The following is a 23,655-nucleotide window of genomic DNA, read 5'->3' as shown; positions in this document are numbered from 1 at the left end:
CCGGAGGGGTGAGGTCGCTCACTGGTGGTCCTTCCCGGGGTCCTGGCCGCGGTCGGCGTCGTCGGTGCGGATCGCCCGTCCGAACAGGTTCCCACGCTTCCCGCCGCGCGACTTCGTCGGTGCGGGCGTCGGTTGCGTCCGGACCGACCGGAGGCCGTTGATCGAGGTGGCGTTCTCCCACCCCTCGGGCATGATCATCGCCATGGCGGGCAGCGTGACGCCGAGCTCGTCGACGGCGCGCTTCAGCCGCACGCGCATCTCGCGCCCGACGACGTCGAGCTCGGACGCACGGGTCTTGACGACGAGACGGAACACCATCCCGGCGTCCGAGATCGACTGGAGGCCCCAGATCTCCGGCTTCTCGACGATCCGCTGACGCCAGCGCGGCTCCTGGGACATCGTCACCGCGGCACGGAGGAGGGCGTCCTGCACGGCGTCGATGTCGGTGTCGTACGGGACGGTGATGTCGACCAGCACGCGCGACCAGCCCTGGGACAGGTTGCCGACGCGCAGGATCTGCCCGTTCGGGACGAACCACAGGATGCCGTTCACGTCGCGGATCTGCATGACGCGGAGTCCCACGTTCTCGACCACGCCGGTGGCCTGCCCGGTGTCGACGACGTCCCCGACGCCGGCCTGGTCCTCGAGGATCATGAAGACGCCGGACAGCAGGTCCTTCACGATGCTCTGCGCACCGACGGCGAGGCCCGCGGCGATCAGCGAGGCGCCACCGACGATCCCGACGGCCGCGCCCTGCCACACGGCGGTGACGATGACGATCAGCGCGATGACCACGACGACGACGGTCGCCAGGTTCTCGAGCACACTGCCGAGGGTCCGGGTCCGTTGCACGACGCGGGCTGTCTGCACCGGCGAGGCGATGAGCGCCTGGGTGTCGTCGACGTTCTGGCGGCGCTTCGCCCCGTTGACCACCTGGTCGACGACGCCCTTGATCACGCGCCGGAGGATCAGCCGCAGGATGATCGCCGCGATCACCGTGATGACGATCGTGATCGGTGCTTGCCAGGTGTCGACGAACTGGGTGAATGCGTTCGACGCCCACTTCGAGACGTCGTCGGTCGTGTTCGCTGCCGAGTTCATCATCCGGACGATGCTAGAGGGCGGGGCCTCGGCGACCCTTGAGGATCACCGAGGCCCCGCCCCTGCACTGCCGTCGGTCGAGGATCAGGCGTCGGCCGCCTGGACACGCAGCGCACGCTCGGTGCCCGCGAGGTTCTCGGACACGATGCGGCGGAGCGCCGGGGTCTCCGGGTGTGCCTCGAGCCAGGCGTTCGCGGCGTCGCGGAGCTCGACCGACGCGAGCGGCGCCGGGTAGAGGCCGCTGACGATCGTGTCGGCGATGTGGTAGCTCCGCTCGGCCCAGATGCGGGTCAGCACGTCGAAGTACCGCGACACGAGCCCCTCGAGGACGACCGGGCTGTTGGTGTGCTGGAAGCCGACGGTCGTCTGGCGGACGATGGCGTTCGGCGCCTCGGACGAGTCGACGAGCGACGAGAACGCCGCGAGCTTGCCCTCGGCGGTCGGGATCGTCGCCCGCGCCCGGGCGGCGGCCTGCTCGCCCGAGGCCGTCTTGTCGGCGGCGAGCTCGGCGTCGACCTCGGCGTCACCGGCAGCACCGGCGAGGACGAGGCCCTCGAGCAGCTCCCAGCGCAGGTCGGTGTCGATCTCCAGGCCCTGCAGTGTGACGGACCCGTCGCGCAGGCCCTGCAGGGTCGTGACGTGCTCCGGCGTCGAGGCGATCTGCGCGAAGAACTTCACGAACTGGAACTGGGCGTCGGACCCGGCCTCGGCCGAGGAGGCCAGCTGCCAGAGGGTGTCGCCCACGGTGCGGACGGTGGTGTCGACCTTCGCCGGTGCCACGTAGCTCCGGGCGGTCAGCAGCAGCTGCGAGAGCGTGGTGCGGATCGTCGTCGACTCGGTCTCGGTCGCGATGTTGCCGAGCACCAGGCGGACGTAGTCGCTCGCGGGCGACTCGGCGTCGCGCGTGGCGTCCCACATCGCGCCCCAGACGATGGAGCGGGCGAGCGGGTTCGCGATCGCGGCGAGGTGCTCGATCGCGGTGCGGCGGGACTGCTCGTCGAGACGGATCTTGGCGTAGGCCAGGTCGTCGTCGTTGAGGAGCACGAGGTCGCCGCGGTGCACGCCGACGAGCTCGGGGACCTCGGTGCGGGCACCGTCGACGTCGATCTCGACGCGGTGCGTGCGCTCGAGCTTGCCGCCGGCCGACGCGGTGTCGGCACCGAAGGGCGCCGACTCGTCCGTCGTGAAGCCGTAGACGCCGATCGCCAGGCGATGCGGGCGGAGCGTCGGGTGGTCGGCCGGAGCCTCCTGCAGCACGGCGAAGGACGTGATCACGCCGGACTCGTCGACCTCGATCTCGGGGCGCAGCGTGTTCACGCCGGCGGTCTCGAGCCACAGCTGCGACCACTCGGACAGGTCGCGGCCGCTGGTCGCCTCGAGCTCGACGAGCAGGTCGCGGAGCTCGGTGTTGCCGTGGTGGTGCTTCGTGAAGTAGGCCGAGACGCCCGCGAAGAACGCGTCGATGCCGACCCACGCCACGAGCTGCTTGAGGACGGAACCGCCCTTGGCGTAGGTGATGCCGTCGAAGTTGACCTGGACGTCCTCGAGGTCGTTGATCGTCGCGACGATCGGGTGCGTCGAGGGGAGCTGGTCCTGGCGGTAGGCCCAGGACTTCTCCATCGCCTGGAAGGTGGTCCACGCCTCGGTCCACTCGGTGGCCTCGGCCGTGGCGATGGTCGACGCCCACTCGGCGAACGACTCGTTCAGCCACAGGTCGTTCCACCACTTCATGGTGACGAGGTCGCCGAACCACATGTGCGCGAGCTCGTGCAGGATCGTGACGACCCGGCGCTCCTTGATGGCGTCGGTGACCTTCGAGCGGAAGACGTAGGTCTCGGTGAAGGTCACGCAGCCCGCGTTCTCCATCGCGCCGGCGTTGAACTCCGGCACGAAGAGCTGGTCGTACTTCTCGAACGGGTACGGGACGTCGAACTTCTCCTCGTAGTAGGCGAAGCCCTTCTTGGTCGTCTCGAACACGTACTCGGGGTCGAGGTACTCGGCGAGCGAGCGCCGCGCGAAGACGCCGAGCGGGATGGTCCGACCGTCGCGGCTCGTGAGCTCGTCGCGGACGACCTCGTACGGGCCGGCGACGAGCGCGGTGATGTAGCTCGAGATCGTCGCGGTCGGGCTGAACGCCCACGTGGCGATCTCGCCGTCGACGTGGGGCTCGGGCGTCGGGGAGTTCGAGACGACCTGCCAGCGCGACGGTGCCGTGACGGTGAAGGAGAACTCGGCCTTGAGGTCGGGCTGCTCGAACACCGCGAACATCCGGCGCGAGTCCGGGACCTCGAACTGGGAGTACAGGTAGACCTCGTCGTCGACCGGGTCGACGAAGCGGTGCAGGCCCTCGCCCGTGTTCGTGTACATCGCGTCGGCGACGACCACGAGCTCGTTCTGCTCCTGCAGGTCGTCGAGCTGGATGCGCACGCCGTCGTTCACCGAGGCGACGTCGAGCGCCGAGCCGTTCAGGGTGATCGAGTGCACGGTCTTCGTGATCGCGTCGATGAAGGTCGAGGCACCGGGCGTCGCGGTGAACCGGACGCGCGTGGTGCTGCCGAAGGTCTCGGCCCCGCGGGTCAGGTCCAGCTCGACGTCGTACGTCTGCACGTCGACGATCGCGGCGCGTTCCTGGGCTTCGGTTCTGGTGAGGTTCTCTCCGGGCACGGACGCTCCAACTTCGCTTGCGGCGCGGACGATCGATGTCCGCGGTGAGGGGGATCCCGGCAGGCGTCGTGCGCCGTCGGGACGATGGGATCAGCCTAGCGAGCGCGCGTACGCTCGCAGCGTGACCGAGACGACTGTGGACAACACCGAGACCGCCCGCACCGCCGTGGAGTTCTGGTTCGACCCGAACTGCCCGTGGGCCTGGATGACGAGCCGCTGGGTCGGCGAGGTCGAGCGCCAGCGCCCGATCGACGTGACCTGGAAGGTGATGAGCCTCTTCGTCCTCAACGAGGACCAGGACATCCCGGACGATTACCGGGAGCGCATCCACAAGGGACAGCTCTACCCGCGCATCGTCACCGCCGCGCTGCTCCGCCACGGCCAGGACGTCGTCAAGCCGCTGTACGACGCGCTCGGCGAGCACGTCCACCACCGCCAGGAGTCCGACCCCGACCAGGTCGTGCCCGCCGTGCTCCGCGAGCTCGACCTCGACGAGGACCTGCTCGAGTACGCGTGGACCGACGAGGTCGACCAGGCCGTCCGTGCGAGCCACCAGGACGGCATCGACCGGGTCGGTCAGGACGTCGGTACCCCGGTCATCGCCGTCGAGGGCACCGCGTTCTTCGGCCCCGTCATCTCCCCGGCGCCGAAGGGCCAGGAGGCGCTCGACCTGTGGGACGGCGTCGCCGCCGTCGCGAAGGTCCCCGGCTTCTTCGAGCTCAAGCGTTCGCGGACGGTCGGTCCGATCTTCGACACCGTCGAGTAGCCCGGCCGGCGTCCACGACGCGACCGGTGGACGGACGGACGGGAGGCGCGGTGCGGCTCCGCCCCGCGCCTGCCGTCCGTCCGACGCCCCGTCAGGACAGGGGCAACCGCATCAAGGTCAGGTCGAGCCACCGGTCGAACTTCCGCCCGACCTCGGGCAGCACGCCGACGGTGGTGAAGCCGAGTCGCTCGTGGAGGGCGATCGAGCCGGTGTTCGTCGAGCAGATGCCCGCCATCAGGACGTGCACGCCGGCCGAGCGGGCGTGCGCGACGAGCGCGTCCATGAGCACGGTGGCGATGCGCCGACCGCGGAACGCCGGGACGACGTAGACGCTGTGCTCCACGGTGTGCCGGTACCCCTGGTGCGGCCGGAAGGCGCTGTAGGTGACGTACCCGGCGACGGCGCCGTCGACCTCGGCGACCAGGACGGGCAGCCCGGCAGCCCGGCGCTCCGCGAGCCAGCCGTCGAAGTACTCCCGCGTGTGCGGCTCCTCCTGCCAGATCGCGGTCGAGTGCAGCACGGCGTCGACGTGCAGGGCGTGGACGACGTCGAGGTCACGCGGCTCGCAGTCGCGGACCGTGACCGAGGACGCGGACTCCGTCGCATATGCTGTCGCCATGTCTCAGATCGTAGACGACTTCTCGGCGACGGTGGAACCGGTCACCGAGCACCCGGACGACGCCGACCAGCGTCGCCTGGGGGAGCGACTGCAGCGCCTCCGCACCGAGCGGAAGTGGAGCCTGACCGAGCTCGCCGAGGAGTCCGGTGTCTCCCGCGCGATGATCAACCGCGTCGAGCGCGGGGTGTCCAGCCCGACGGCGACGATCCTCGGGCGGCTGTCCGGGGCGTTCGGACTCACGATCTCGCAGCTCCTCGACGAGGCACTCGACCACGAGGTGCCCAGGGCGACCGACCCGGACGAGGCGCGTGGCGTCCAGCGCGGGGTGACCGCCGACTCCTGGACCGATCCCGAGACCGGGTACCGCCGTCGTCCGGTCTCGAGTGCCGACTTCCCCGCGGACGTCACCGAGGTGCGCCTCCCGGCCGGTGAACAGGTGGCGTACCCGGCGTCCGCCTACGCGTTCCTCCGGCACTGCATCTGGGTGGTCGACGGCGTGCTCGAGGTCGTCGTCGGCGACGAGCCCACCCGGCTCGGTGCCGGCGACCGCATCGAGCTCGGTGAGCCCGCCGACGTGGTCTACCGGAACCCCGGCGCGGAGCCCGTGCGGTACGTCGTCGTGGTGGTCCGGGCCCCTCGGGGCCGGGAATAGGATCGGAGCCATGCGCATCCACCTCGGAACGGACCACGCCGGCCTCGAGTTCACCAAGACCCTCGCCCAGCACCTCACCGAGGCGGGGCACGAGGTCGTCGACCACGGGCCGACCGAGTACGACGCGCTGGACGACTACCCGTCGTTCTGCATCAACGCCGCGCACGCCGTCGTGCAGGACCAGCGCGCGGGCGTCGAGGCGCTCGGCGTCGTCTTCGGCGGGTCGGGCAACGGCGAGCAGATCGCCGCGAACAAGGTGGAGGGCGTCCGCGCCGCGCTGGTCTGGAACGAGTCGACCGCGCTCCTCGCCCGCCAGCACAACGACGCGAACGTCATCTCGATCGGCGCGCGCCAGCACACCGAGGAGGAAGCGATGCGCTTCGTCGACCTCTTCGTCGCCGAGCCCTTCTCGGGCGAGGAGCGTCACGCTCGCCGCATCGCGCAGCTGGCCGAGTACGAGACGACGGGGCACATCGCCGGTCGGCAGATCGACGAGTAGTCCGGGTAGACAGGACCGATGCCAGAGGGTCACTCCGTCCACCGCATCGCGAACCAGTTCTCCCGGCACTTCGTCGGCAAGCGCTGCGAGGTCTCCAGTCCGCAGGGGCGGTTCGCCGCCGGTGCCGCCCAGCTCGACGGCAAGCGCATGGTCGCCGCCCGGGCCGTGGCGAAGCAGATGTTCCTCGAGTTCGAGGACGACCTGTTCCTCCGCGTCCACCTCGGGCTCTACGGGGCGTGGGACTTCGCGGGCGTGATCTCGTCGGCCGAGGCCCTGTCCGAGGACGGCGACGGCGAGGAGTCGCTGTCGTCGATCGGCGCCCCGCGGCTCGCCCGGTACCGGATGGCCGAGCAGGAGAAGTCGGAGGACCCGATCGAGTCCTTCCCGCCGGACCCGGTCGGGCAGGTGCGCGTCCGCATCCTGACCGAGGACACCGTCGCCGACCTCCGCGGACCGACGGCCTGCGTCGTCGAGGACCCGGCCGGGGTGCAGCGCGCGCTCGACAAGCTCGGGCCGGACCCGATCAACGACGACGGCCCGGAGGCCGAGCAGACCTTCGTCGACAACGTCCGGAAGCGGAACGTCGCGATCGGGCAGCTGCTCATGGACCAGGCCGTCGTCGCGGGCATCGGCAACATCTACCGGGCCGAGCTGCTCTTCCGGCAGCGCATCGACCCGTACAAGCCCGGCAGGAAGATCACCGTCGAGCAGGCGAAGGCGCTCTGGCAGGACTGGTCGAAGCTGCTGCACGCGGGGGTCCGTGACGGCCTCATGCTGACGATGGACGACCTGTCCGAGGCCGACCAGGCGAAGGCCGTGCGCTCGCGGAAGGACCGTCACTGGGTGTACCACCGCGAGGGGGAGCCCTGCCGGGTGTGCGGCACCGAGATCCGGATGGCGGACATGGCCGGACGCAAGCTCTACTGGTGCCCGAAGGACCAGGAGTAACGCCGGGGACCAGGAGGAGCCAGGGGACCAGGACGAGCCGGCGCCGCTACAGGTCGCGGTGCGTGAACCGTCCCGCGATCGCGGTCCCGAGCACCTCGGCGTGCCGCAGCGACGCCGAGTCGGCGACCGCCAGCGGGTCCGCGGCGAGCAGCACCAGGTCGGCGACGTCGCCGACGGACACCCCGACCCGACCGCCCTCGGTCGAGCCGCGCCACGCGGTCAGCGCCGCCAGCCGCTCGGACGGGTGCCACGGTGTGCGTCCGTCGCGGTCCCTCCCGACCGCGGCCGCCATCGACACCCACGGGTCGAGCGGCGCCACGGGAGCATCCGACCCGAGCCGGAGCTCCGCACCGGCCCGGTGCAGCGACGCGAACGGGAAGGCCCGGTCGGTCATGCCCGCCCAGTACCGGTCCGCGATGTCCCGGTCGTCCATCGCGTGCTCGGGCTGGACGGACGCAGCGACCCCGAGCCGGGCGAACCGGTCGACGTCGGTGTCGACGAGCAGCTGGGCGTGCTCGATGCTGCCCCGGGCGCCCACGGCCTCGAACACGTCGAGCGCCAGGGTGTTCGCCCGGTCGCCGATCGCGTGCACGGCGGGGACGAGTCCGGCGTCGACCGCGCGCCGGACCATCGCGACGAGGTCCTCGAACGGGTACGCGAGCACCCCCTCGCCCGACGTCAACGCGGCGGTCCGGGTGCCGAGCGAGCCGTCGGTGATCACCTTGAACGGACCCGTCCGGACCAGACCACGGGTACCGTCCACGACGTCGCCGGTCCGGAGACCACGGGCGATCGCCGCGTCGAGGTCGCCCGGGTACACCCCGCAGTCCACCCGCAGGCCGTCGGTGCCGGCGCGGACCCGTCGCGTCCAGCGGTCGAGTCCGGACACCATCTCGAGGTCGACCACACGCGTCACGCCGCGGGCGGCCGCTGCGTCGACCGCCTCCGCCGCCCAGTCGTCGAGCACGTCGTCCGGCACCCGGGACAGCACCGCGGTCACGTCGAAGGCGTCCTGCTCGCGCAGGACGCCGTCGTCCCCGGCGGCGAGCGGCCGTCCGACGAGCGCCGAGCAGTGGGCGAGCGCGAGCGCGTTGCACCACACGGCGTGCAGGTCGGCGCTGATGACGACGACCGGGAGGCCCGGTGCGGCTCCGTCGAGCAGCTCGCGTCGTGCGGGGCGCGGCCAGGTCCCGTCGCGGTAGCCGTGGCCGACGAGCACCAGGTCCGACACCCCGGTGCGCGCGACCGCGGCGAGCGACTCGGCCGTCGCCTCCGCCGACGTGCAGGCGGACACGTCGACGCGCCGGCGGACCAGGGCCCACTGGTCGAAGTGCACGTGGTGGTCGACGAGCCCCGGACCGAGCCACGCGCCGTCGGTCTCGACGACGTCGGTGTCGGCGCCCGGGGGCGGGTCGAGCGTGCCGGCGGGGGCGACCGCGTCGACGCGGCCGCCGACGATGCGCACGTCGCACGGCGCACCGGCGGTGCCCACCCGGCGGACGGTGCGGAGCAGGACGTCGGTCACGATGCCTCCCGGTCGTCCCGGCGCGCCACCTGGGCGCGCTCGACGGCGTCGGCGAGCGCTGGCGAGGCGTACGGGCCGTCGCCGCGGAGCCCGGCGACGATCCGCTCGACGACCTCGGGAGCCTTGTTCTGCGAGAGCTTCGCGCGGGCGTCGAACCGGGTGACCCGGATGCGGATGCCGACGGTGCCCTTCGCCGCGCGGCGGGCGGTCGCGGGGTCGACGTCGAGGGACACCGGCTCGGGCATCACGCGCTCGAAGTGGTCGACCAGCTCGCCGAGCACCCGGAAGTTCTCCTCGTCGGACAGGATCTCCGGCGTGCCCCAGCAGTGCGCCGTCACGTGGTCCCAGGTCGGGACGAACTGCTCCGGTGGGTACCAGGCGGGGGAGACGTAGCCGTGCGGGCCCTGGAACACGACGAGGACCTCGTGCTGGCCGAGCTCGTGCGCGACCTCGTCCGGCCGGCCGACGTGCGACACGAGGACGAGCGCGTCGGGATCGTCGTCCGGTCCCGGCGCCTCGAGCAGGAACGGGTAGTGCGAGGCGACGAGCCCGGCGGCGGTGTGCGACACGATCGTCGCCCACGGGTGCCCGTCGATCAGGCGTCGCACCTCGTCGACGTCGGTCATGAGGAAGTGGGGTGTGTGCCGCATGCGACGAGCGTGGCACATGCGAGGCTGGTCGGCATGGAGAAGCGCGCCGCGTACGAGTCCGTCCTGCCCTACGTCCGTGAGTGGATCGACTACAAGGTGTGGCAGCTCCGGCTCCCGGGCGTGCAGGTCGCGATCGGATTCGAGGACGAGGTGCTGTTCTCCGAGGCCTGGGGTCACGCGGACGTCGAGGCCGGACGGCGCCTGACGACCACGGACCTGTTCCGGATCGCGTCGCACTCGAAGACCTTCACCGCGACCGCGCTGCTGCAGCTCGCCGACGCCGGCGCGCTGCGGCTCGACGACACCGTCGGGTCGTTCGTGCCCGCCCTCGTCGACGCCGGGTCGCCGATCGCCGACGCGACGGTGCGCGAGCTCATGGAGATGGGCGGCGGTGTCGTGCGTGACGGTGCCGACGGCGACCACTGGGCGCTCGACCACCCGTTCCCGGACGCCGACCAGCTCGTCGCGCTCGTGGTCGAGGGCGGCGCGAAGGTCCCCGTCGGCTCGGCCTTCAACTACTCGAACCTCGGCTACGGCCTGCTCGGACTCGTCATCGAGGCCGTCACCGGCACGACCTACGCCGAGCACGTGCGGCGTGCGATCGTCGAGCCGCTCGGACTCACCGGCACCGGGCCGGAGTACGACCCGGCGCGCGAGGACGAGTTCGTCGTCGGCTACACGGGCCTGCACACCGCCCGCACCCGCCAGCGTGTCCCGCACGTCACGACCGGGGCGCTCGCCGCGGCGACGGGCTTCCACGGCACCGCGTCCGACCTCGTCCGGTACTTCTCGGCGCACGTGCCCGGCCGGGGTTCCCTGCTGTCCGACCACGCGAAGCGCCTGGCGCAGCGGAAGGCCTGGAGCGCGCTCGACACCGATCCGGCCGCGCGCGGCTACGGCGCGGGCTTCATCGTCGACCGGATCGGCGGGCGCGAGGTCCGTGGGCACTCCGGCGGCTTCCCCGGACAGATCACCCAGACGGTGTTCGACCCGGCGTCGTCGCTCGTCGTCTCCGTCCTGACGAGCAGCGCGACCGGCCCGGCGGGGATGCTCGCGACGGGCATCGTGCACCTGCTCGACGCCGCGGCCGACGAGCACGCCCCCGGCCCGGAGCTGCCCGCAGATGTCGACACCACGCGGTACACCGGACGGTTCACGACCTTCGAGGGGATCACCGACGTCGCACGGGTGGGGGACCGGTTGCTCGCGATCGACCCGACGCAGCCGGTGCCGACCGAGTCCCCGGTGCGCCTGGCCGTCGTCGACGAGGACACGCTCCTGATGGCGTCGGGGAACCGCTTCGGCTCGGTGGACGAGCGCATCACCTACGCGCGCGGCGAGGACGGCACCGTCGTGTCGTTCCGCGGGGACAGCGGCATGACGCACCGCCCGTGGTCGGTCCCCGAGGAGTCCCCGGAGGTCGCCGCCGCCCTCGTCTGACGGCGCGACGGGCACAGGGGGTGGGGACAACCCCACCCCCGATCCGGGAGACGGCAGGATGGGACGCGGGGACGGGCTCCGTGAGGCTGGACCCATGACCGACACCGACCGCCTCGACCAAGCCGAGACCGTCCCGCTGGACGACCACGCCGCCGATCGTGCACAGACCGTCCCGCTCGACGGAGCCGTGCCCCAGGGAGCCACGAAGCCGATGCCCGAACAGCCCCGCACGCCCGACGGCGGCCCGTCCTCGGCGCCCTCGGGATGGGGCGCGACACCGACCACGGGGCGGGCGTCCGCTCCGGGGGAGCAGCCCTTCGCCCCCGCGGGCGCAGCGGCGCAGCCGCCCTTCGCCGCCGCTGGCGCGCCGGGCAACGGGGGTGGTGCCGGCTCCGGCATGACCGCCGGTCGCTTCTACCGCGAGGCCTGGCGTCGCCTGCCGCGCGACTTCGGCTACATGGCGCTGACGGCCGTGCTGCTCTGCACGCTGTACGCAGCGTTCCCCGCGGCGCTGTTCGGACGGGGCCTGCGCGACCTGTTCAACCCGTTCGTGCTCCTGATGTTCTTCATCGCGCTGTTCGTGGCGCGGTGGCTCGGCCAGTTCGAGAAGACCCGCATCGGGTGGGCAGACCCCCGGCCGATCCGTCCGGTGGACTGGACGCCGCGGTGGCAGCAGAACTGGTGGACGCGCACCGGGTCCGCGGTGGCGAACCCGCACTACTGGCTGTACCTGCTGCACGCGGCCGTGGTCTACCCGCTCGCGGCACTCGTGACCGTGGGAGCCGGTGTCGTGCTCCTCGCCGGGTTCGCCTGGCCGTTCGTGATCGCCGTCGCATGGGGCTTCCTCGGCGTGGGCGGCATGTACCTGCCCAGCTCGGACAGTGGTGCGCTGCTCGCGATCGGACTCCTCAGCCTGCTGTCGATGGCCGCGTCGGTGGCGCTCCTGCCCCTCTGGGCACGTGGCTCCGTGCTCGCCCACTACTGGATCGACCTCGGTCTGCTCGGTGGCTTCCGTGCCGAGCAGCTCGAGCAGCGCGTCGCCGGGCTGCAGGCCTCCCGCGCCGGTGCCGTGACGGCCGAGGGCCAGGCTCTGCGCCAGATCGAGCGCGACCTGCACGACGGTCCGCAGCAGCGGCTCGTCCGGCTCCGCATGGACCTCGCCGCTGCCGAGCGCGCCTTCGACCGCGACCCGGAGAAGGCGAAGCGGCTCATCGGCGAGGCGACCGAGCACGCGCAGGACGCCCTCGACGAGCTCCGCGCCCTGTCCCGCGGCTTCGCACCGCCGATCCTGCTCGACCGCGGACTCGTGGCAGCGCTCGAGGCACTGGTCGCCCGGACGCCGATCCCCGTCGGGCTCGACGTCCGCCTGCCCGAGGGGCTCGAGCTCGCGACGGAGATCCAGCGCAACGTCTACTTCACGGTGAGCGAGCTCCTGACGAACACGACGAAGCACGCCGGTGCCTCGACGGCCGGCGTGTACCTCGGGCTCATCGTCGACGCCTCGGGCCTCTGGTACCTGACGGTCAGCGTCACCGACGACGGCCGTGGTGGCGCACGACCGCAGGAGGGCCACGGCATCGAGGGCCTGATGGGTCGGATGCGCGCCCTCGACGGCGAACTCGTCGTGAACAGCCCCGAGGGTGGTCCGACCGAGGCCACCGCCCGGATCCCGCTCGGAGCCCTGAACGGCGTCCCCGTCGTCCGCGGGTGACGGCGTCGGGAGCGGCCCGGCGCCACCGTCGGCGCACCCGCTCCCACTAGGCTGGTCGGCATGAGCGACGGCCCGGGTGCAGCACGCATCCGGGCCGTCGTCGTCGACGACGCGGTGCTCCTGCGCGAGGGGCTCGCCCGCGTGCTCGACGAGGCCGGCATCGACGTCGTCGGCCAGTACGCCGACGCGGACGCCTTCCTCGCCACGCTGCCCGACGGTGCCCCCGACGTGGTCGTCATGGACGTGCGGATGCCGCCGACCTTCACCGACGAGGGTGTGCGCGCCGCCGTCGCCACCCGCCGCCTCGCACCCCGCACCGGGGTCCTGCTGCTGTCCCAGTACGTCGAGGCCACCTACGCCGAGGACGTCCTGGCCGCAGGGGCGACCGGCATCGGGTACCTGCTCAAGGACCGCGTGACCCGGCTCGAGGAGATCGACGACGCCGTCCGGCGCATCGCCGCGGGCGGCACCGTGCTCGACCCCGAGGTCGTCACGCAGCTCATGGGTCGCCGGCGGGACCCGCTCGCCGCCCTGACGCCCCGCGAGCGCGAGGTCCTCGGGCTGATGGCCGAGGGGCGCACGAACGCCGCCATCGCCCGTGCGCTCGTGATCGGCACCGGAGCCGTCGAGAAGCACGTGTCGAGCATCTTCGGCAAGCTCGCCCTGGAGGACACCGGTGAGGACCACCGCCGCGTCCTCGCCGTGCTCGCGTACCTCGGCTGACCCGACGCATGGCGACCGCACCGTGACCCGCGTCCCCGCACCGGTGCTCGCCCTCGCCGCGATGCTCTCGGTGCAGATCGGTGCCGCGCTGGCGAAGACCCGCTTCGACGAGGTCGGGTCGGTCGGTGCCGCTGCGCTCCGGCTCGTCATCGGTGCGCTCGTGCTCCTGCTCGTCGTGCGCCCGCGCGTCCGGCACTGGACCCGCGGGCAGTGGACGGCGGCGGTGCTGCTCGGCCTCGCGCTCGGCGGGATGAACGTCTTCATCTACGTGGCCTTCGCGAGCATCCCGATCGGCGTCGCCGTGACGATCGAGTTCCTCGGACCGCTCACCCTGTCGCTCGCGCACACCCGACGGTGGCGGGACGTCACGTGGGCGGCCCTCGCGCTCGCCGGGGTCGTGCTGCTCGGTGTCGGTCCGGCCGCGGTCACCGCGGTCGGGGGCGTCGTCGCCGCGATCGCCGCTGCCGCGTGCTGGGCGGGCTACATCGTGATGAACCGTCGGGTCGGTGCCGCCATCCCCGGGGTCGACGGGCTGGCGGTGTCGATGGTCGTCGCGATGCTCGTGTCGCTGCCGACCGGACTCCGTCCGGCCGTCGACGGCGTGGTCGGGGACCCGTCGCTGCTGCTCGTGTTCGCGGGTGTCGCGCTGCTCTCGACCGTGCTGCCGTACGCCCTCGAGATGCTCGCGCTCCGCCGGATGCCCACCCGGGTGTTCGGTGTGCTGCAGAGCCTCGGTCCGGCGATCGCGGCCCTGGCGGGCCTCGTGGTGCTGCACGAGGAGCTCGCGGTGCAGGAGGTCGTCGCCCTGGCCTGCGTGAGCGTCGCCAGCGTCGGGGTCACCCTGTCGGCGCGACGCGGTCGCGCGCGACCGGACGCGGGTCGGACGGGAGGCGCGGGGCAGGTTCCCTGACGTCGGGGACGTCCGTCGTGCCTCCCGGCCGACCGCCTACTCGGCGCGCAGGAAGTCCGCGTACGTGGGTTCCGACTGCACACCCGACAGCAGGGCCGGATCGTTGATCCGGCGCTCGACGTAGGCCGCGATGACCTCCGGCGGGGTGAGCACGTGGGCGACCCAGGACGGCACCTCGTTCCTCTTCACAGTGCCTCCTCTCGTCGGGTCGTGGCCGTCGAACTTCTCGATGATCGTGTAGTTCGACGAAGCGGTACGGGCAGAACGATCCTCGTGATGCGGGTGGAAGTCAATGCGGTGCGTTCCCCGGATGCCGTGGGTCGGCGCGGAGCGTGCGGTGCTTCACGGCCGACCGCCAGACCCAGGCGTGGGCCTGCTGCCCGAACTGCGCCCACTCGACGAGCACGGCGTCACGGGTCCAGCTCTTCGCGAAGCCCTTCACGCGGATGTGGAACGTGGGGAACTGGATCCACGCCCACACGGGTGCGGGGGTGACCGCGTGGCAGACGTCGGGCCCGCGGGCATCCTCCGACAGGGAGTAGGCGCGCGGGCGTTCGACCTCCGGGTGTTCCGGGGGCTGCCACCGGTTCTCGCGACGCCGTCCCACAGGGGTATTCGAACGTGTGTTCGAACCGGCGTCAAGTCAGCCGCGCGGTCAGCGTGTGGAACGGCCGCCGTGCGGGCGTGTCGGTGCGCGACCGGTGGAGTCGCGCACGCTCAGGGTCAACGAGGGGCCGGGGCGTGAGGGCAGGACCGCGCCCGAGTCGATCTGCTCGCGCAGGAGCACGGCGGCCCGCTGCCCGAGCTCGACCGTGTCGCGGGTCAGGGACGTGATCGCGGGTCGCACGAGGCGGATCATCGCGGAGTCGTCGAACGAGACGATCGACACCGCGCGGGGGACCGCGATCCCCATCTCGCTCGTGACGCCGAGGCCGGCGACGGCGAGCACGTCGTTGTCGTACACGATCGCGGTCGGCCGGTCGGTGCCGGACAGCAGCGTCCGCGTCGCACGGGCGCCGGCCTCCGCGGAGTAGTCCGTCGGGATCGACACCGTCCGCTCGAGCCCCTCGGTTGCGGCGAACGTCTCGAGGCGCGCCGTGCGCATCGCCGTGTGCTCGAACTCCGGAGGACCGGCGACGTGGGCGATGCGGCGGTGACCGAGGGCGTGCAGGTAGCGCAGGACGGTCTCGGTGGCGTCGGAGTCGTCGATCCAGACGCTCGGCGCCGCACCCGCCGGTGACGGGTGGGACCCGACGACGACGGCCGGCATCCCGAGCTCGGCGAGCAGGGCCAGGCGGTCGTCGTCCTGTCTCGGGTCGATCACGACGACGCCGTCGACCCGGTGGCCTCGCCACCAGTCCCGGTACGTCTGGAGCTCCTCGTCCGCATCCCGCGCCACGAGCAGGGTCATGCCGACGTGGGTGCCCGCGAGACCGAGCTGGATCCCGGAGATCAGGTCGCCGAAGAACGACTCCGTCCCGAGGGTGCGTGCGGGCCGGTTCAGCACGAACCCGATCGAGCCCGCCCGGGCTCCACCGAGCGCGCGCGCCGCGGTGTGCGGCTGCCAGTCGAGCTCGCGCGCGATCTCCTGCACCCGTCGACGGGTCTCCGGGGAGACGCCCGGTCGGTCGTTGAGCGCGAACGACACCGCGCTGATGGACACGCCGGCTCGGGCGGCGATGTCGGCGATCGTCGTCCGACGCTTTGGTTGCACGGGGTTGACTATAACGCTTTAGTCCCGCACAGTGGCACGCAACCCGGTTGCAGCACACGATGGCTGAACCGCTTGAGCAGGATGACGAAGGAGTCACAACGCCATGAGGACCACACCACGACCGACGAGGGGCCGCGCGGCAGCGCTGCTCGCGACCGCGGCGTCCACCGCCCTCGTCCTGACCGGCTGCTCGAGCGGCAGCAGCGGCGCGACCGGCGGAGGGAACGGCAAGGTCGAGGGCACCATCACCCTGCAGACCTGGGCGCTCACGCCGACCTACACGGACTACCTGCAGGGCGTCATCGACGGCTTCGAGCAGGAACACCCCGACGCGAAGGTGAAGCTGCAGGACCAGCCGGGCGACGGCTACGCGGACAAGGTGCTCAGCCAGGCGTCGTCGAACTCGCTGCCGGACGTCATCAACCTGCCGCCGGACATCGCGCTGCCGCTCGCGAAGCGCGGGTTCCTGCAGGACGTCTCGAAGGACGACAGCACGCTGAGCAGCACGTACGTCGCCGGCGCGTTGGACTCGTACGAGTACAAGGGACTCGACGGCACCTACGGCTACCCCTGGTACCTCAACACCGACGTCGACTACTGGAACTCGTCGATGTTCGCGAAGTGCGGGCTCGACGCGAACGACCCGCCGAAGACCACCGACGAGCTGTTCACGCAGGCGAAGACGATGCACGAGAAGTGCCCGGACGACTACCTGATGAGCCGGAAGCCCGGGCTCGGTGACTTCACGCTCGCCGGCGTGAAGGTGGTCAACGGGGACGGGACGAAGTTCACGTTCGCGGACTCGTCGAAGGCCGCCGACCTGATCGACCGGTACAGGACGGCGTACCAGGACGGCTACATGCCGTCGAACGTCCTCAACAGCGACTACCTCGGCAACTCGACGCTCTTCACGCAGGGCAAGGTCGCCTGGACCACCGGTGGTGCGACCGCGCTCGCCGACATGGAGAAGAGCAACCCGTCGCTCACGGGCAACGTCACCGTCAGCCCGGCGCTCGACACCCCGCCGCTGTACGTGCAGGGCCTGTCGGTGTCCAGCAAGTCGAAGCACCTCGCCACCGCCGAGGCGTTCGCGCAGTACATGACGAACGCGAAGAACCAGGAGGCGTTCGCCCACCAGGTGAACATCTTCCCGTCGACCGTGTCGTCGCAGTCCGACCCGTACTTCTCGAAGGACGACGGCACCGTGAACGGCAAGGCCCGCGTGCTCGCGAACGAGGCGCTCAAGGAGGCGAAGGTCCTCAACCCGGTCGAGGCGAACTCCGCGATGACGGACTTCCTCGACCAGCAGATCGCCCTCGCCATGAAGGGGCAGGTCTCGCCGGAGAAGGCCCTGCAGACCGCGCAGGACAAGATGAACTCGCTCCTGGCCAACGGCTGATGCGCGCCAACCGCTGGTTCACGCCCTGGCTGCTCGTCCTGCCGGCACTCGTCTGGCTCCTCGCGTTCAGCCTCTGGCCGTCGATCAACACCGTCCGGTTGTCGTTCACGAACGCCAGCCCGCTCGGGGGCGTGAGCCAGTGGGTGGGCGTCCGCAACTTCCAGACCCTGCTCGCCGACCCGCAGGTGTGGGAGGCGTTGCTCAACAGCGTCATCTACATGGCGATCTGCCTGCCGCTGCTCACCGTCCTGCCGCTGCTCATCGCGGTGCTCGTGCAGCAGAAGCTCCCCGGGATCGCGTTCTTCCGTACGGCGTACTACACGCCCGTGATCGCCTCGGCCGTCGTGGTCGGGCTCATCTGGACGTGGATCCTCGACGACCGCGGCGTGGTGAACGAGATCGTGAAGGCGCTCGGTGGCGCGGGCATCCCGTTCCTCACCGACCGGTGGCTGCTGCTCATCAGCGCGATCAGCCTGACGGTCTGGAAGGGCCTCGGCTACTACATGATCATCTTCCTCGCGGCGCTCGGGAACGTCGGCAAGGACCTGCACGAGGCCGCCGCCCTCGACGGTGCCGGGTCGGTCCGCCGCTTCTGGTCCGTGACCATGCCCGGTGTCCGCGGCACCATGACGCTCGTCGGCATCCTGGTGTGCGTCAGCGCACTCCGCGTGTTCAGCGAGCTCTACATCCTCACCAACGGCACCGGCGGACCCGGCGGGCAGGACAACTCGCTCGTCATGCTCATCCAGCAGTACGCCCGCGGCTTCACCGGCAACCTCGGCTACGCGTCCGCGCTCAGCCTGCTGCTCTTCGTGGTGACCCTCGTGCCGATGCTCGCCCTGGCGCGCATGAACAGCAAGGCGGACAAGTGACGAACACGACCAGCACCACGGAACCCGTGATCGGGGGCGCCGCCGGCGTCGCCGCACCCGCACCGGACGTGACCGGCGCGACGGCACGCGGACGCGCCTCCGGTCCGACACCGCGGAAGCGCCGCCGGGTCTGGGGTGTCATGTCCACCCGTGAGAAGGTCGTCCGCTACGTCCTGCTCGTGGTGGTCCTCTTCATCACGATCGGCCCGTTCCTCTGGCAGTTCTCCACCTCGCTCAAGGGTGCGGGCGAGGACATCTACACCGCGAACCCGTCGTTCATCCCGAGCGAGCCGACGTTCGACAACTACCTCAAGGTGGCGGCGGCGATCCCGGTCTTCCGGTACATCGGCAACTCGCTGCTCGTCGCCGCGATCGACGTGTTCGGCAACATCGTGTTCGCCACCCTCGCCGGGTTCGCCCTCGCCCGCCTGCAGTGGCGCTTCCGGAAGGTCGTGCTCGGCCTCTTCCTGGCCACCCTGGTGCTGCCGGGCGAGGCGACCATCATCAGCCAGTTCGTCACGGTCAAGGACCTCGGGCTCGCCGACAACCTGGTCGGCGTCGCGCTGCCGGGCATGATCGCCGCCCTCAACGTGCTGCTCATGTTCAACGCGTTCCGGCAGATCCCCGAGGAGATCGACCAGGCCGCGGTGGTGGACGGCGCGAACGCGATGCAGCGCCTCCGGTACATCTCCCTGCCCGCCGTGCAGGGGACCATCGCCGTGATCGCGATCTTCTCGTTCATCGGTGCGTGGGACGACTTCCTCTGGCCGCTCATCGTGCTGCAGTCGCCCGAGAACCTCACGCTGACGGTGGGACTCCAGTACCTGCAGGGCACGTTCGCGACCGACCAGCGCATGATCGCCGCCGGCACCATGATCGCCTTCATCCCGATCGCCGTGATCTTCGCCGTCCTGCAGCGCTTCTTCTTCAAGGGCGTCGAAGAGGGCGGGGTGAAGGGCTGATGCGCTTCGGTGTCAACCACACCCCGTCGGTCGGCTGGTTCCACTCGTGGCTCGACTTCTCGCCGGCGGACACCGCGCGGGACATGGAGCAGATCGCCTCGCTCGGTGCCGACCACGTGCGGATCTTCCCGCTGTGGCCGGTCGTCCAGCCGAACCGGACGCTCATCCGGGAGGCGGCGTTGCGCGACGTCGCCACCGTCGTCGACATCGCCGGCTCCTTCGGGCTCGACGTGAACGTCGACGCGCTGCAGGGGCACCTGTCGAGCTTCGACTTCGTGCCGTCGTGGCTCGACAGCTGGCACCGCCGGAACATGTTCACCGACCCGGACGTGGTCGCGTCGACGGCCGCGTACGTCGAGGCACTCGCCGCGGCGGTCGCCGACAAGCCGAACCTGCTCGGCATCTCGATCGGCAACGAGGTCAACCAGTTCGCGCACGCACCGCACCCCGCACCGCACGACATCACCGCGGAACAGGGACACGCGTGGGCCGCGGCGATGGTCGCGGCGGCGCGGCGCGGGCTGTCCGGTGGGTCCACGGTCGGGTCGTCGGCCGGCCGGGAGGCACCACCCGCGTCCGCCTCGTCGGCTCCTGCCGCCCCCGGGTCGCGTCCTGCGCCGCTGGTCACCGTCGCGCAGTACGACGCGGCCTGGTACGACGACACGCAGCCCTTCGGTCCGGCCCACGCGGCGGACCACGGCGACGCGACGGTCACGCACTCGTGGGTGTTCAACGGGTCCGCGGCCCTGCACGGCGCACTCGGCGCCGGGTCGGTGCGGCACGGGGAGTACCTGCTCCAGCTCGCCGCGGCCTGGAACCGTGAGCCCGGTCGACCGAACTGGCTGCAGGAGGTCGGCGCCCCGACGAACGTCGTCGACCCGGCCGACGCCGCCGCGTTCACCGACCGGACCATCCGGCACGTCGCCGGCGCCCAGGACCTGCTCGGGGTGACCTGGTGGTGCTCGCACGACGTCGCACGGTCGCTCGCCGACTTCCCGGAGCTCGAGTACGACCTCGGGCTGTTCACGAACGACGGCCGGCTGAAGCCCGCGGGTGAGGCGTTCGCCGCCCTGGCCCGGACCGGTCTGCCCGCCCCCGCGGCGCCGCCGACCACCGCGGTCGTGCTGGACGACGTGCTCCCGGACGGCTCGCCCCGGTACGGGGTGCGTGCGGACTGCGCCCCCGGCGGCCGGTTCGCGGCCGCGTGGCTCGCGTGCGCCGAGTCCGCCACGGACGGCCGCGGACCCCAGGTCGTGCTGCGCTCCCGGCTGCCCGACACCGCGCACACCGCGGCCAGGGGCATCAGGAGCACCGTGGAGGTGCCGGACGACCTCGCCGGCACCGCGCTGTCGATCGCCCACCCCGCGACGATGCCCTGACCCCGGCCCACCACGGCCCACCGCCCCGCCCGACCACGCCCCGATCCGTCCACCCGGAAGGACCCCATGCACGACGACATCCCCCTCACCACCGGACGCGCCCGACGGGTCCTCCACGAGCGGATCCTGCCCGCGGTGCACGCGACCGCGGTGCCGCTCGGAGCCGCCTGGCACGAGCTGCCCGGTGAGCCGGTCCCGCCCGCCGCCGGTCTGCAGCTCGACTTCACGCCGTACGAGGTGGGGGCGCCGTGGGGCGCGGCCTGGGGCACCACGTGGTTCCGGCTGTCCGGCACGATCCCGCAGGAGTACGCCGGGCAGCGCGTGGAGGCGGTGATCGACCTCGGCTTCGACGAGAACATGCCCGGGTTCCAGTGCGAGGGGCTCGTGTACCTGGCCGACGGCACGCCGGTGAAGTCGATCAACCCGCGGAACCAGTGGGTGCTCGTCACCGAGCGGGCCGAGGGCGGCGAGACCGTCGAGCTCTTCGTCGAGGCCGCGTCGAACCCGGTGCTGCTCGACTACCACCCCTTCCTGCCGACGCAGGAGGGCGACGTGCAGACCTCGTCGTCGAAGCGGCTGTACACGAGCCGCCGGATGGACCTCGCGGTGTTCGCGTCCGAGGTGCACGACCTGTCGCTCGACCTCGAGGTCCTCCTCGAACTCCAGGCCCAGCTGCCCGACGGCCCGCGGCGGATGCGGATCCTGCAGGCACTCGACGACGCCCTCGACCGGCTCGACCTCCAGCACATCGTCGGGACGGCAGCGGACGCCCGCGCCGCACTCGCCGACGTGCTCGCCGCGCCCGCAGCGGCCTCGGCGCACACGATCTCGGCGATCGGGCACGCACACATCGACTCCGCGTGGCTGTGGCCCGTCCGCGAGACGATCCGGAAGGTCGCCAGGACGACCTCGACGATGACCGAGCTCATCGACCAGACCGACGACTTCCTCTACGGCATGTCGAGCGCGCAGCAGTACGCCTGGATCAAGGAGCACCGGCCCGAGGTCTACGCGAGGGTGCAGGCCGCGGTCGAGGCGGGTCGCTTCCTGCCCCTCGGCGGCATGTGGGTCGAGTCCGACACCGTGATGCCGACGGGCGAGAGCATCGTGCGGCAGTTCTCGCAGGGACAGCGGTTCTTCGAGCGGGAGTTCGGCATCCGGCCGAAGGGCGTCTGGCTGCCGGACAGCTTCGGGTACTCGCCGGCGCTGCCGCAGCTCATGCGCCGCGCGGGCTTCGAGTGGTTCTTCACCCAGAAGATCTCGTGGAACCAGGTGAACAAGTTCCCGCACCACACCTTCCTCTGGGAGGGCATCGACGGGTCGCGGGTCTTCTCGCACTTCCCGTCCATGGACACCTACAACTCCCGGCTCTCCGGGGAGGAGGTCGCGAAGGCCTCCCGCCAGTTCCGTGAGAACCGCCTCGCCACGGGGTCGATCGCCCCGGTCGGGTGGGGTGACGGTGGCGGGGGCACGACGCGCGAGATGACCGGCACGGCCGAACGCCTCGCCGACCTCGAGGGCAGCGCGAAGGTCCGGTGGGAGCACCCGGACGCGTTCTTCGACCGGGCGAAGTCGGAGCTGCCGGACCCGCCGGTGTGGGTGGGGGAGCTGTACCTCGAGCTGCACCGCGCCACGCTCACCAGCCAGCACCAGACGAAGCAGGGCAACCGCCGGTGCGAGCAGCTGCTCATCGAGGCCGAGCTCTGGGCCACGACCGCCGCGGCACGCACCGGGTTCGTGTACCCGTACGACGAGCTCGACGCGCTCTGGCAGCAGGTCCTCCTGCAGCAGTTCCACGACATCCTCCCCGGCACCTCGATCGCCTGGGTGCACCGCGAGGCGGTCGCGAAGTACGCGGAGACGGCCGCAGCCCTGACCGCGATCATCGAGGACGCGCTGTCAGCACTCGCCGGCCCCGGGACGGAGACCGTCGTCGTCAACCCGGCCCCGGTCCTCCAGGCCGGTGCTCCCGCGCAGGGTGCGCTCCCGGCGACCGACGTGCCCACCGCGGAGCCGGTCTCGCTGGCCCGGCAGGATGGCGGGTACGTGCTCACCAACGACCTGGTGCGGATCGTCGTGACCGCACAGGGGCTCGTCACGAGCGCCGTCGACCTGGCCACCGGACGCGATGCGATCGCCCCGGGGCAGGCCGCGAACCTGCTGCAGCTGCACCAGGACTTCCCGAACATGTGGGACGCGTGGGACGTCGACCGGTACTACCGGAACCGGGTCGAGGACCTGGTCTCCGTCGACTCGCTCGACGCATCGGTCGACGCCGCCGGGATCGCGCGCATCGTCGTGTCGCGCTCGTTCGGGGACTCCACCGTCACGCAGGAGATCGTGCTCGCGCCCGGTTCCCGCACGCTCGAGTTCGACCAGACGACCGACTGGCACGAGACCGAGAAGTTCCTCAAGGTGGCGTTCCCGCTCGACGTCCGCGCCGAGCACACGGTCGCCGAGACGCAGTTCGGCGCGCAGAAGCGCGTCACGCACACGAACACCTCGTGGGAGGCCGCGAAGTTCGAGACGTCGATGCACCGCTACGTGCTGGTGGAGGAGCCCGGGTTCGGGGTCGCCCTCGTGAACTCGTCCATCCACGGCTTCGACACCACCCGTGACGCCGTCGACGGCCACGTCACCACCACCGTCCGGCTCTCGCTGCTCCGCGCACCGCGCTTCCCCGACCCGGAGACCGACCAGGGCGTGCAGACCCACCGGTACGGCATCGTCGTCGGGACGGACCAGCTCGGCGCGACCGCGGCCGGCATCGTGATGAACGCCCCGGCACGGCGCCTCACGGGCGCCCACGGGTTCGAGCCGCTCGTGCAGGTGTCGGGCGACGTCGTGCTGTCGAGCGTCAAGCTCGCCGACGACCGCTCGGGCGACCTGGTCGTCCGCGTGTACGAGCCGAGCGGGCGGCGGGGGACCGGCGGCATCGCCGTGGCCGAGCCCGGCGTCTTCGGCGACCCGGTCGAGGTGACGCTGCTCGAGGAGGTCGACGACGCCCTGCCGGGCGTCGCCGCGCTCACCGACGGTGTCGCGGCCTTCCCGGTCGACGCGTACGAGGTCCGGACCTTCCGCTACCCGCGCGCCTGAGACCCCCGCCGCCGGGGGTTCGGGA

The 23,655-nt window shown here is 71.5% G+C and carries 21 protein-coding genes; 13 read left to right on the top strand and 8 right to left on the bottom strand.

Annotated features, from left to right (window positions below):
• Positions 1–18: 18 nt before the first annotated feature.
• Both PIJ49_RS04515 and pepN read right to left on the bottom strand, forming a co-directional pair.
• Positions 19–1,104, bottom strand: a complete 1,086-nt coding sequence (locus PIJ49_RS04515; RefSeq protein WP_271825954.1) for a mechanosensitive ion channel family protein — start codon at positions 1,102–1,104, stop codon at positions 19–21.
• 81 nt (positions 1,105–1,185) lie between these two features.
• Positions 1,186–3,765 carry an aminopeptidase N gene (gene pepN / locus PIJ49_RS04510; RefSeq protein ID WP_271825953.1) on the bottom strand — a complete coding sequence of 860 codons (2,580 nt, stop codon included), beginning with the start codon at positions 3,763–3,765 and terminating at the stop codon, positions 1,186–1,188.
• Positions 3,766–3,886: 121 nt separating this feature from the next.
• Between pepN and PIJ49_RS04505 the strand changes: the two genes are divergently transcribed.
• Entirely contained in the window at positions 3,887–4,531 is a 645-nt protein-coding gene (locus tag PIJ49_RS04505) for a mycothiol-dependent nitroreductase Rv2466c family protein (protein WP_334212816.1), read from the top strand.
• 91 nt (positions 4,532–4,622) lie between these two features.
• On the opposite strand, the gene PIJ49_RS04500 is transcribed toward PIJ49_RS04505, so the two are convergent.
• Positions 4,623–5,150, bottom strand: coding sequence for a GNAT family N-acetyltransferase (locus PIJ49_RS04500; protein ID WP_271825952.1), 528 nt, complete (start codon positions 5,148–5,150; stop codon positions 4,623–4,625).
• Here PIJ49_RS04500 and PIJ49_RS04495 point away from each other — a divergent pair.
• From PIJ49_RS04495 to PIJ49_RS04485, 3 genes are read left to right on the top strand one after another with little or no spacing between them, the layout of a single operon-like run.
• Positions 5,149–5,802: a helix-turn-helix domain-containing protein gene (locus PIJ49_RS04495; RefSeq protein WP_251154768.1), complete on the top strand. Its 654-nt coding sequence runs from the start codon at positions 5,149–5,151 to the stop codon at positions 5,800–5,802. The genes PIJ49_RS04500 and PIJ49_RS04495 overlap by 2 nt on opposite strands.
• A 10-nt stretch (positions 5,803–5,812) precedes the next feature.
• Positions 5,813–6,301 (top strand): ribose-5-phosphate isomerase, encoded by a 489-nt coding sequence (locus PIJ49_RS04490; protein WP_271825951.1) that lies wholly within the window; start codon positions 5,813–5,815, stop codon positions 6,299–6,301.
• Positions 6,302–6,319: 18 nt separating this feature from the next.
• On the top strand, positions 6,320–7,249 hold the full coding sequence (locus PIJ49_RS04485; RefSeq protein ID WP_066653089.1) for an Fpg/Nei family DNA glycosylase: 930 nt from the start codon (positions 6,320–6,322) through the stop codon (positions 7,247–7,249).
• 46 nt (positions 7,250–7,295) lie between these two features.
• Here the strand turns inward: PIJ49_RS04485 and PIJ49_RS04480 are convergent, their stop codons facing one another.
• Both PIJ49_RS04480 and PIJ49_RS04475 read right to left on the bottom strand, forming a co-directional pair.
• Positions 7,296–8,774, bottom strand: coding sequence for an amidohydrolase (locus PIJ49_RS04480; RefSeq protein WP_271825950.1), 1,479 nt, complete (start codon positions 8,772–8,774; stop codon positions 7,296–7,298).
• A complete protein-coding gene (locus PIJ49_RS04475) occupies positions 8,771–9,424 on the bottom strand; it encodes an FMN-binding negative transcriptional regulator (protein WP_271825949.1) in 654 nt (217 codons plus the stop codon). Before PIJ49_RS04475 ends, PIJ49_RS04480 begins: the two co-directional genes overlap by 4 nt.
• 33 nt (positions 9,425–9,457) lie before the next feature.
• On the opposite strand from PIJ49_RS04475, the gene PIJ49_RS04470 reads away from it, so the two are divergent.
• The 4 genes from PIJ49_RS04470 to PIJ49_RS04455 all read left to right on the top strand — a co-directional run bounded on the left by PIJ49_RS04470 (position 9,458) and on the right by PIJ49_RS04455 (position 14,208).
• Positions 9,458–10,864: a serine hydrolase domain-containing protein gene (locus PIJ49_RS04470; RefSeq protein ID WP_271825948.1), complete on the top strand. Its 1,407-nt coding sequence runs from the start codon at positions 9,458–9,460 to the stop codon at positions 10,862–10,864.
• A gap of 94 nt (positions 10,865–10,958) precedes the next feature.
• Positions 10,959–12,575 (top strand): sensor histidine kinase, encoded by a 1,617-nt coding sequence (locus PIJ49_RS04465; RefSeq protein ID WP_271825947.1) that lies wholly within the window; start codon positions 10,959–10,961, stop codon positions 12,573–12,575.
• A 60-nt stretch (positions 12,576–12,635) separates the two neighbouring features.
• Entirely contained in the window at positions 12,636–13,298 is a 663-nt protein-coding gene (locus PIJ49_RS04460) for a response regulator transcription factor (protein ID WP_271825946.1), read from the top strand.
• Positions 13,299–13,320: 22 nt separating this feature from the next.
• Positions 13,321–14,208: an EamA family transporter gene (locus PIJ49_RS04455; protein ID WP_081984730.1), complete on the top strand. Its 888-nt coding sequence runs from the start codon at positions 13,321–13,323 to the stop codon at positions 14,206–14,208.
• Positions 14,209–14,244: 36 nt separating this feature from the next.
• On the opposite strand, the gene PIJ49_RS04450 is transcribed toward PIJ49_RS04455, so the two are convergent.
• The 3 genes from PIJ49_RS04450 to PIJ49_RS04440 form a co-directional block, all read right to left on the bottom strand.
• On the bottom strand, positions 14,245–14,397 hold the full coding sequence (locus PIJ49_RS04450) for a hypothetical protein (protein ID WP_158407736.1): 153 nt from the start codon (positions 14,395–14,397) through the stop codon (positions 14,245–14,247).
• A gap of 100 nt (positions 14,398–14,497) precedes the next feature.
• On the bottom strand, positions 14,498–14,815 hold the full coding sequence (locus tag PIJ49_RS04445; RefSeq protein WP_271825945.1) for a hypothetical protein: 318 nt from the start codon (positions 14,813–14,815) through the stop codon (positions 14,498–14,500).
• Positions 14,816–14,863: 48 nt separating this feature from the next.
• Positions 14,864–15,922: a LacI family DNA-binding transcriptional regulator gene (locus PIJ49_RS04440; RefSeq protein ID WP_251159824.1), complete on the bottom strand. Its 1,059-nt coding sequence runs from the start codon at positions 15,920–15,922 to the stop codon at positions 14,864–14,866.
• Between the two features lie 103 nt (positions 15,923–16,025).
• Here PIJ49_RS04440 and PIJ49_RS04435 point away from each other — a divergent pair, with 103 nt between their 5' ends.
• The 5 genes from PIJ49_RS04435 (at position 16,026) to PIJ49_RS04415 (ending at position 23,630) form a co-directional block, all read left to right on the top strand.
• Positions 16,026–17,321 (top strand): ABC transporter substrate-binding protein, encoded by a 1,296-nt coding sequence (locus PIJ49_RS04435; protein ID WP_271825944.1) that lies wholly within the window; start codon positions 16,026–16,028, stop codon positions 17,319–17,321.
• Positions 17,321–18,193: a carbohydrate ABC transporter permease gene (locus PIJ49_RS04430; protein WP_058727596.1), complete on the top strand. Its 873-nt coding sequence runs from the start codon at positions 17,321–17,323 to the stop codon at positions 18,191–18,193. The genes PIJ49_RS04435 and PIJ49_RS04430 overlap by 1 nt, the downstream gene beginning before the upstream one ends.
• Positions 18,190–19,155 carry a carbohydrate ABC transporter permease gene (locus PIJ49_RS04425; protein ID WP_271825943.1) on the top strand — a complete coding sequence of 322 codons (966 nt, stop codon included), beginning with the start codon at positions 18,190–18,192 and terminating at the stop codon, positions 19,153–19,155. The genes PIJ49_RS04430 and PIJ49_RS04425 overlap by 4 nt, the downstream gene beginning before the upstream one ends.
• On the top strand, positions 19,155–20,534 hold the full coding sequence (locus PIJ49_RS04420) for a glycoside hydrolase 5 family protein (protein WP_066653108.1): 1,380 nt from the start codon (positions 19,155–19,157) through the stop codon (positions 20,532–20,534). Before PIJ49_RS04425 ends, PIJ49_RS04420 begins: the two co-directional genes overlap by 1 nt.
• A gap of 66 nt (positions 20,535–20,600) precedes the next feature.
• Positions 20,601–23,630, top strand: a complete 3,030-nt coding sequence (locus PIJ49_RS04415; RefSeq protein ID WP_271825942.1) for an alpha-mannosidase — start codon at positions 20,601–20,603, stop codon at positions 23,628–23,630.
• The last annotated feature ends 25 nt before the right edge of the window (positions 23,631–23,655 follow it).

The organism is Curtobacterium uvaldense (genome assembly GCF_028307415.1).
GTDB lineage: Bacteria > Actinomycetota > Actinomycetes > Actinomycetales > Microbacteriaceae > Curtobacterium.
Note: the sequence above shows the minus strand (reverse complement) of the source record. Positions and strands in the feature narration are given on the sequence as shown.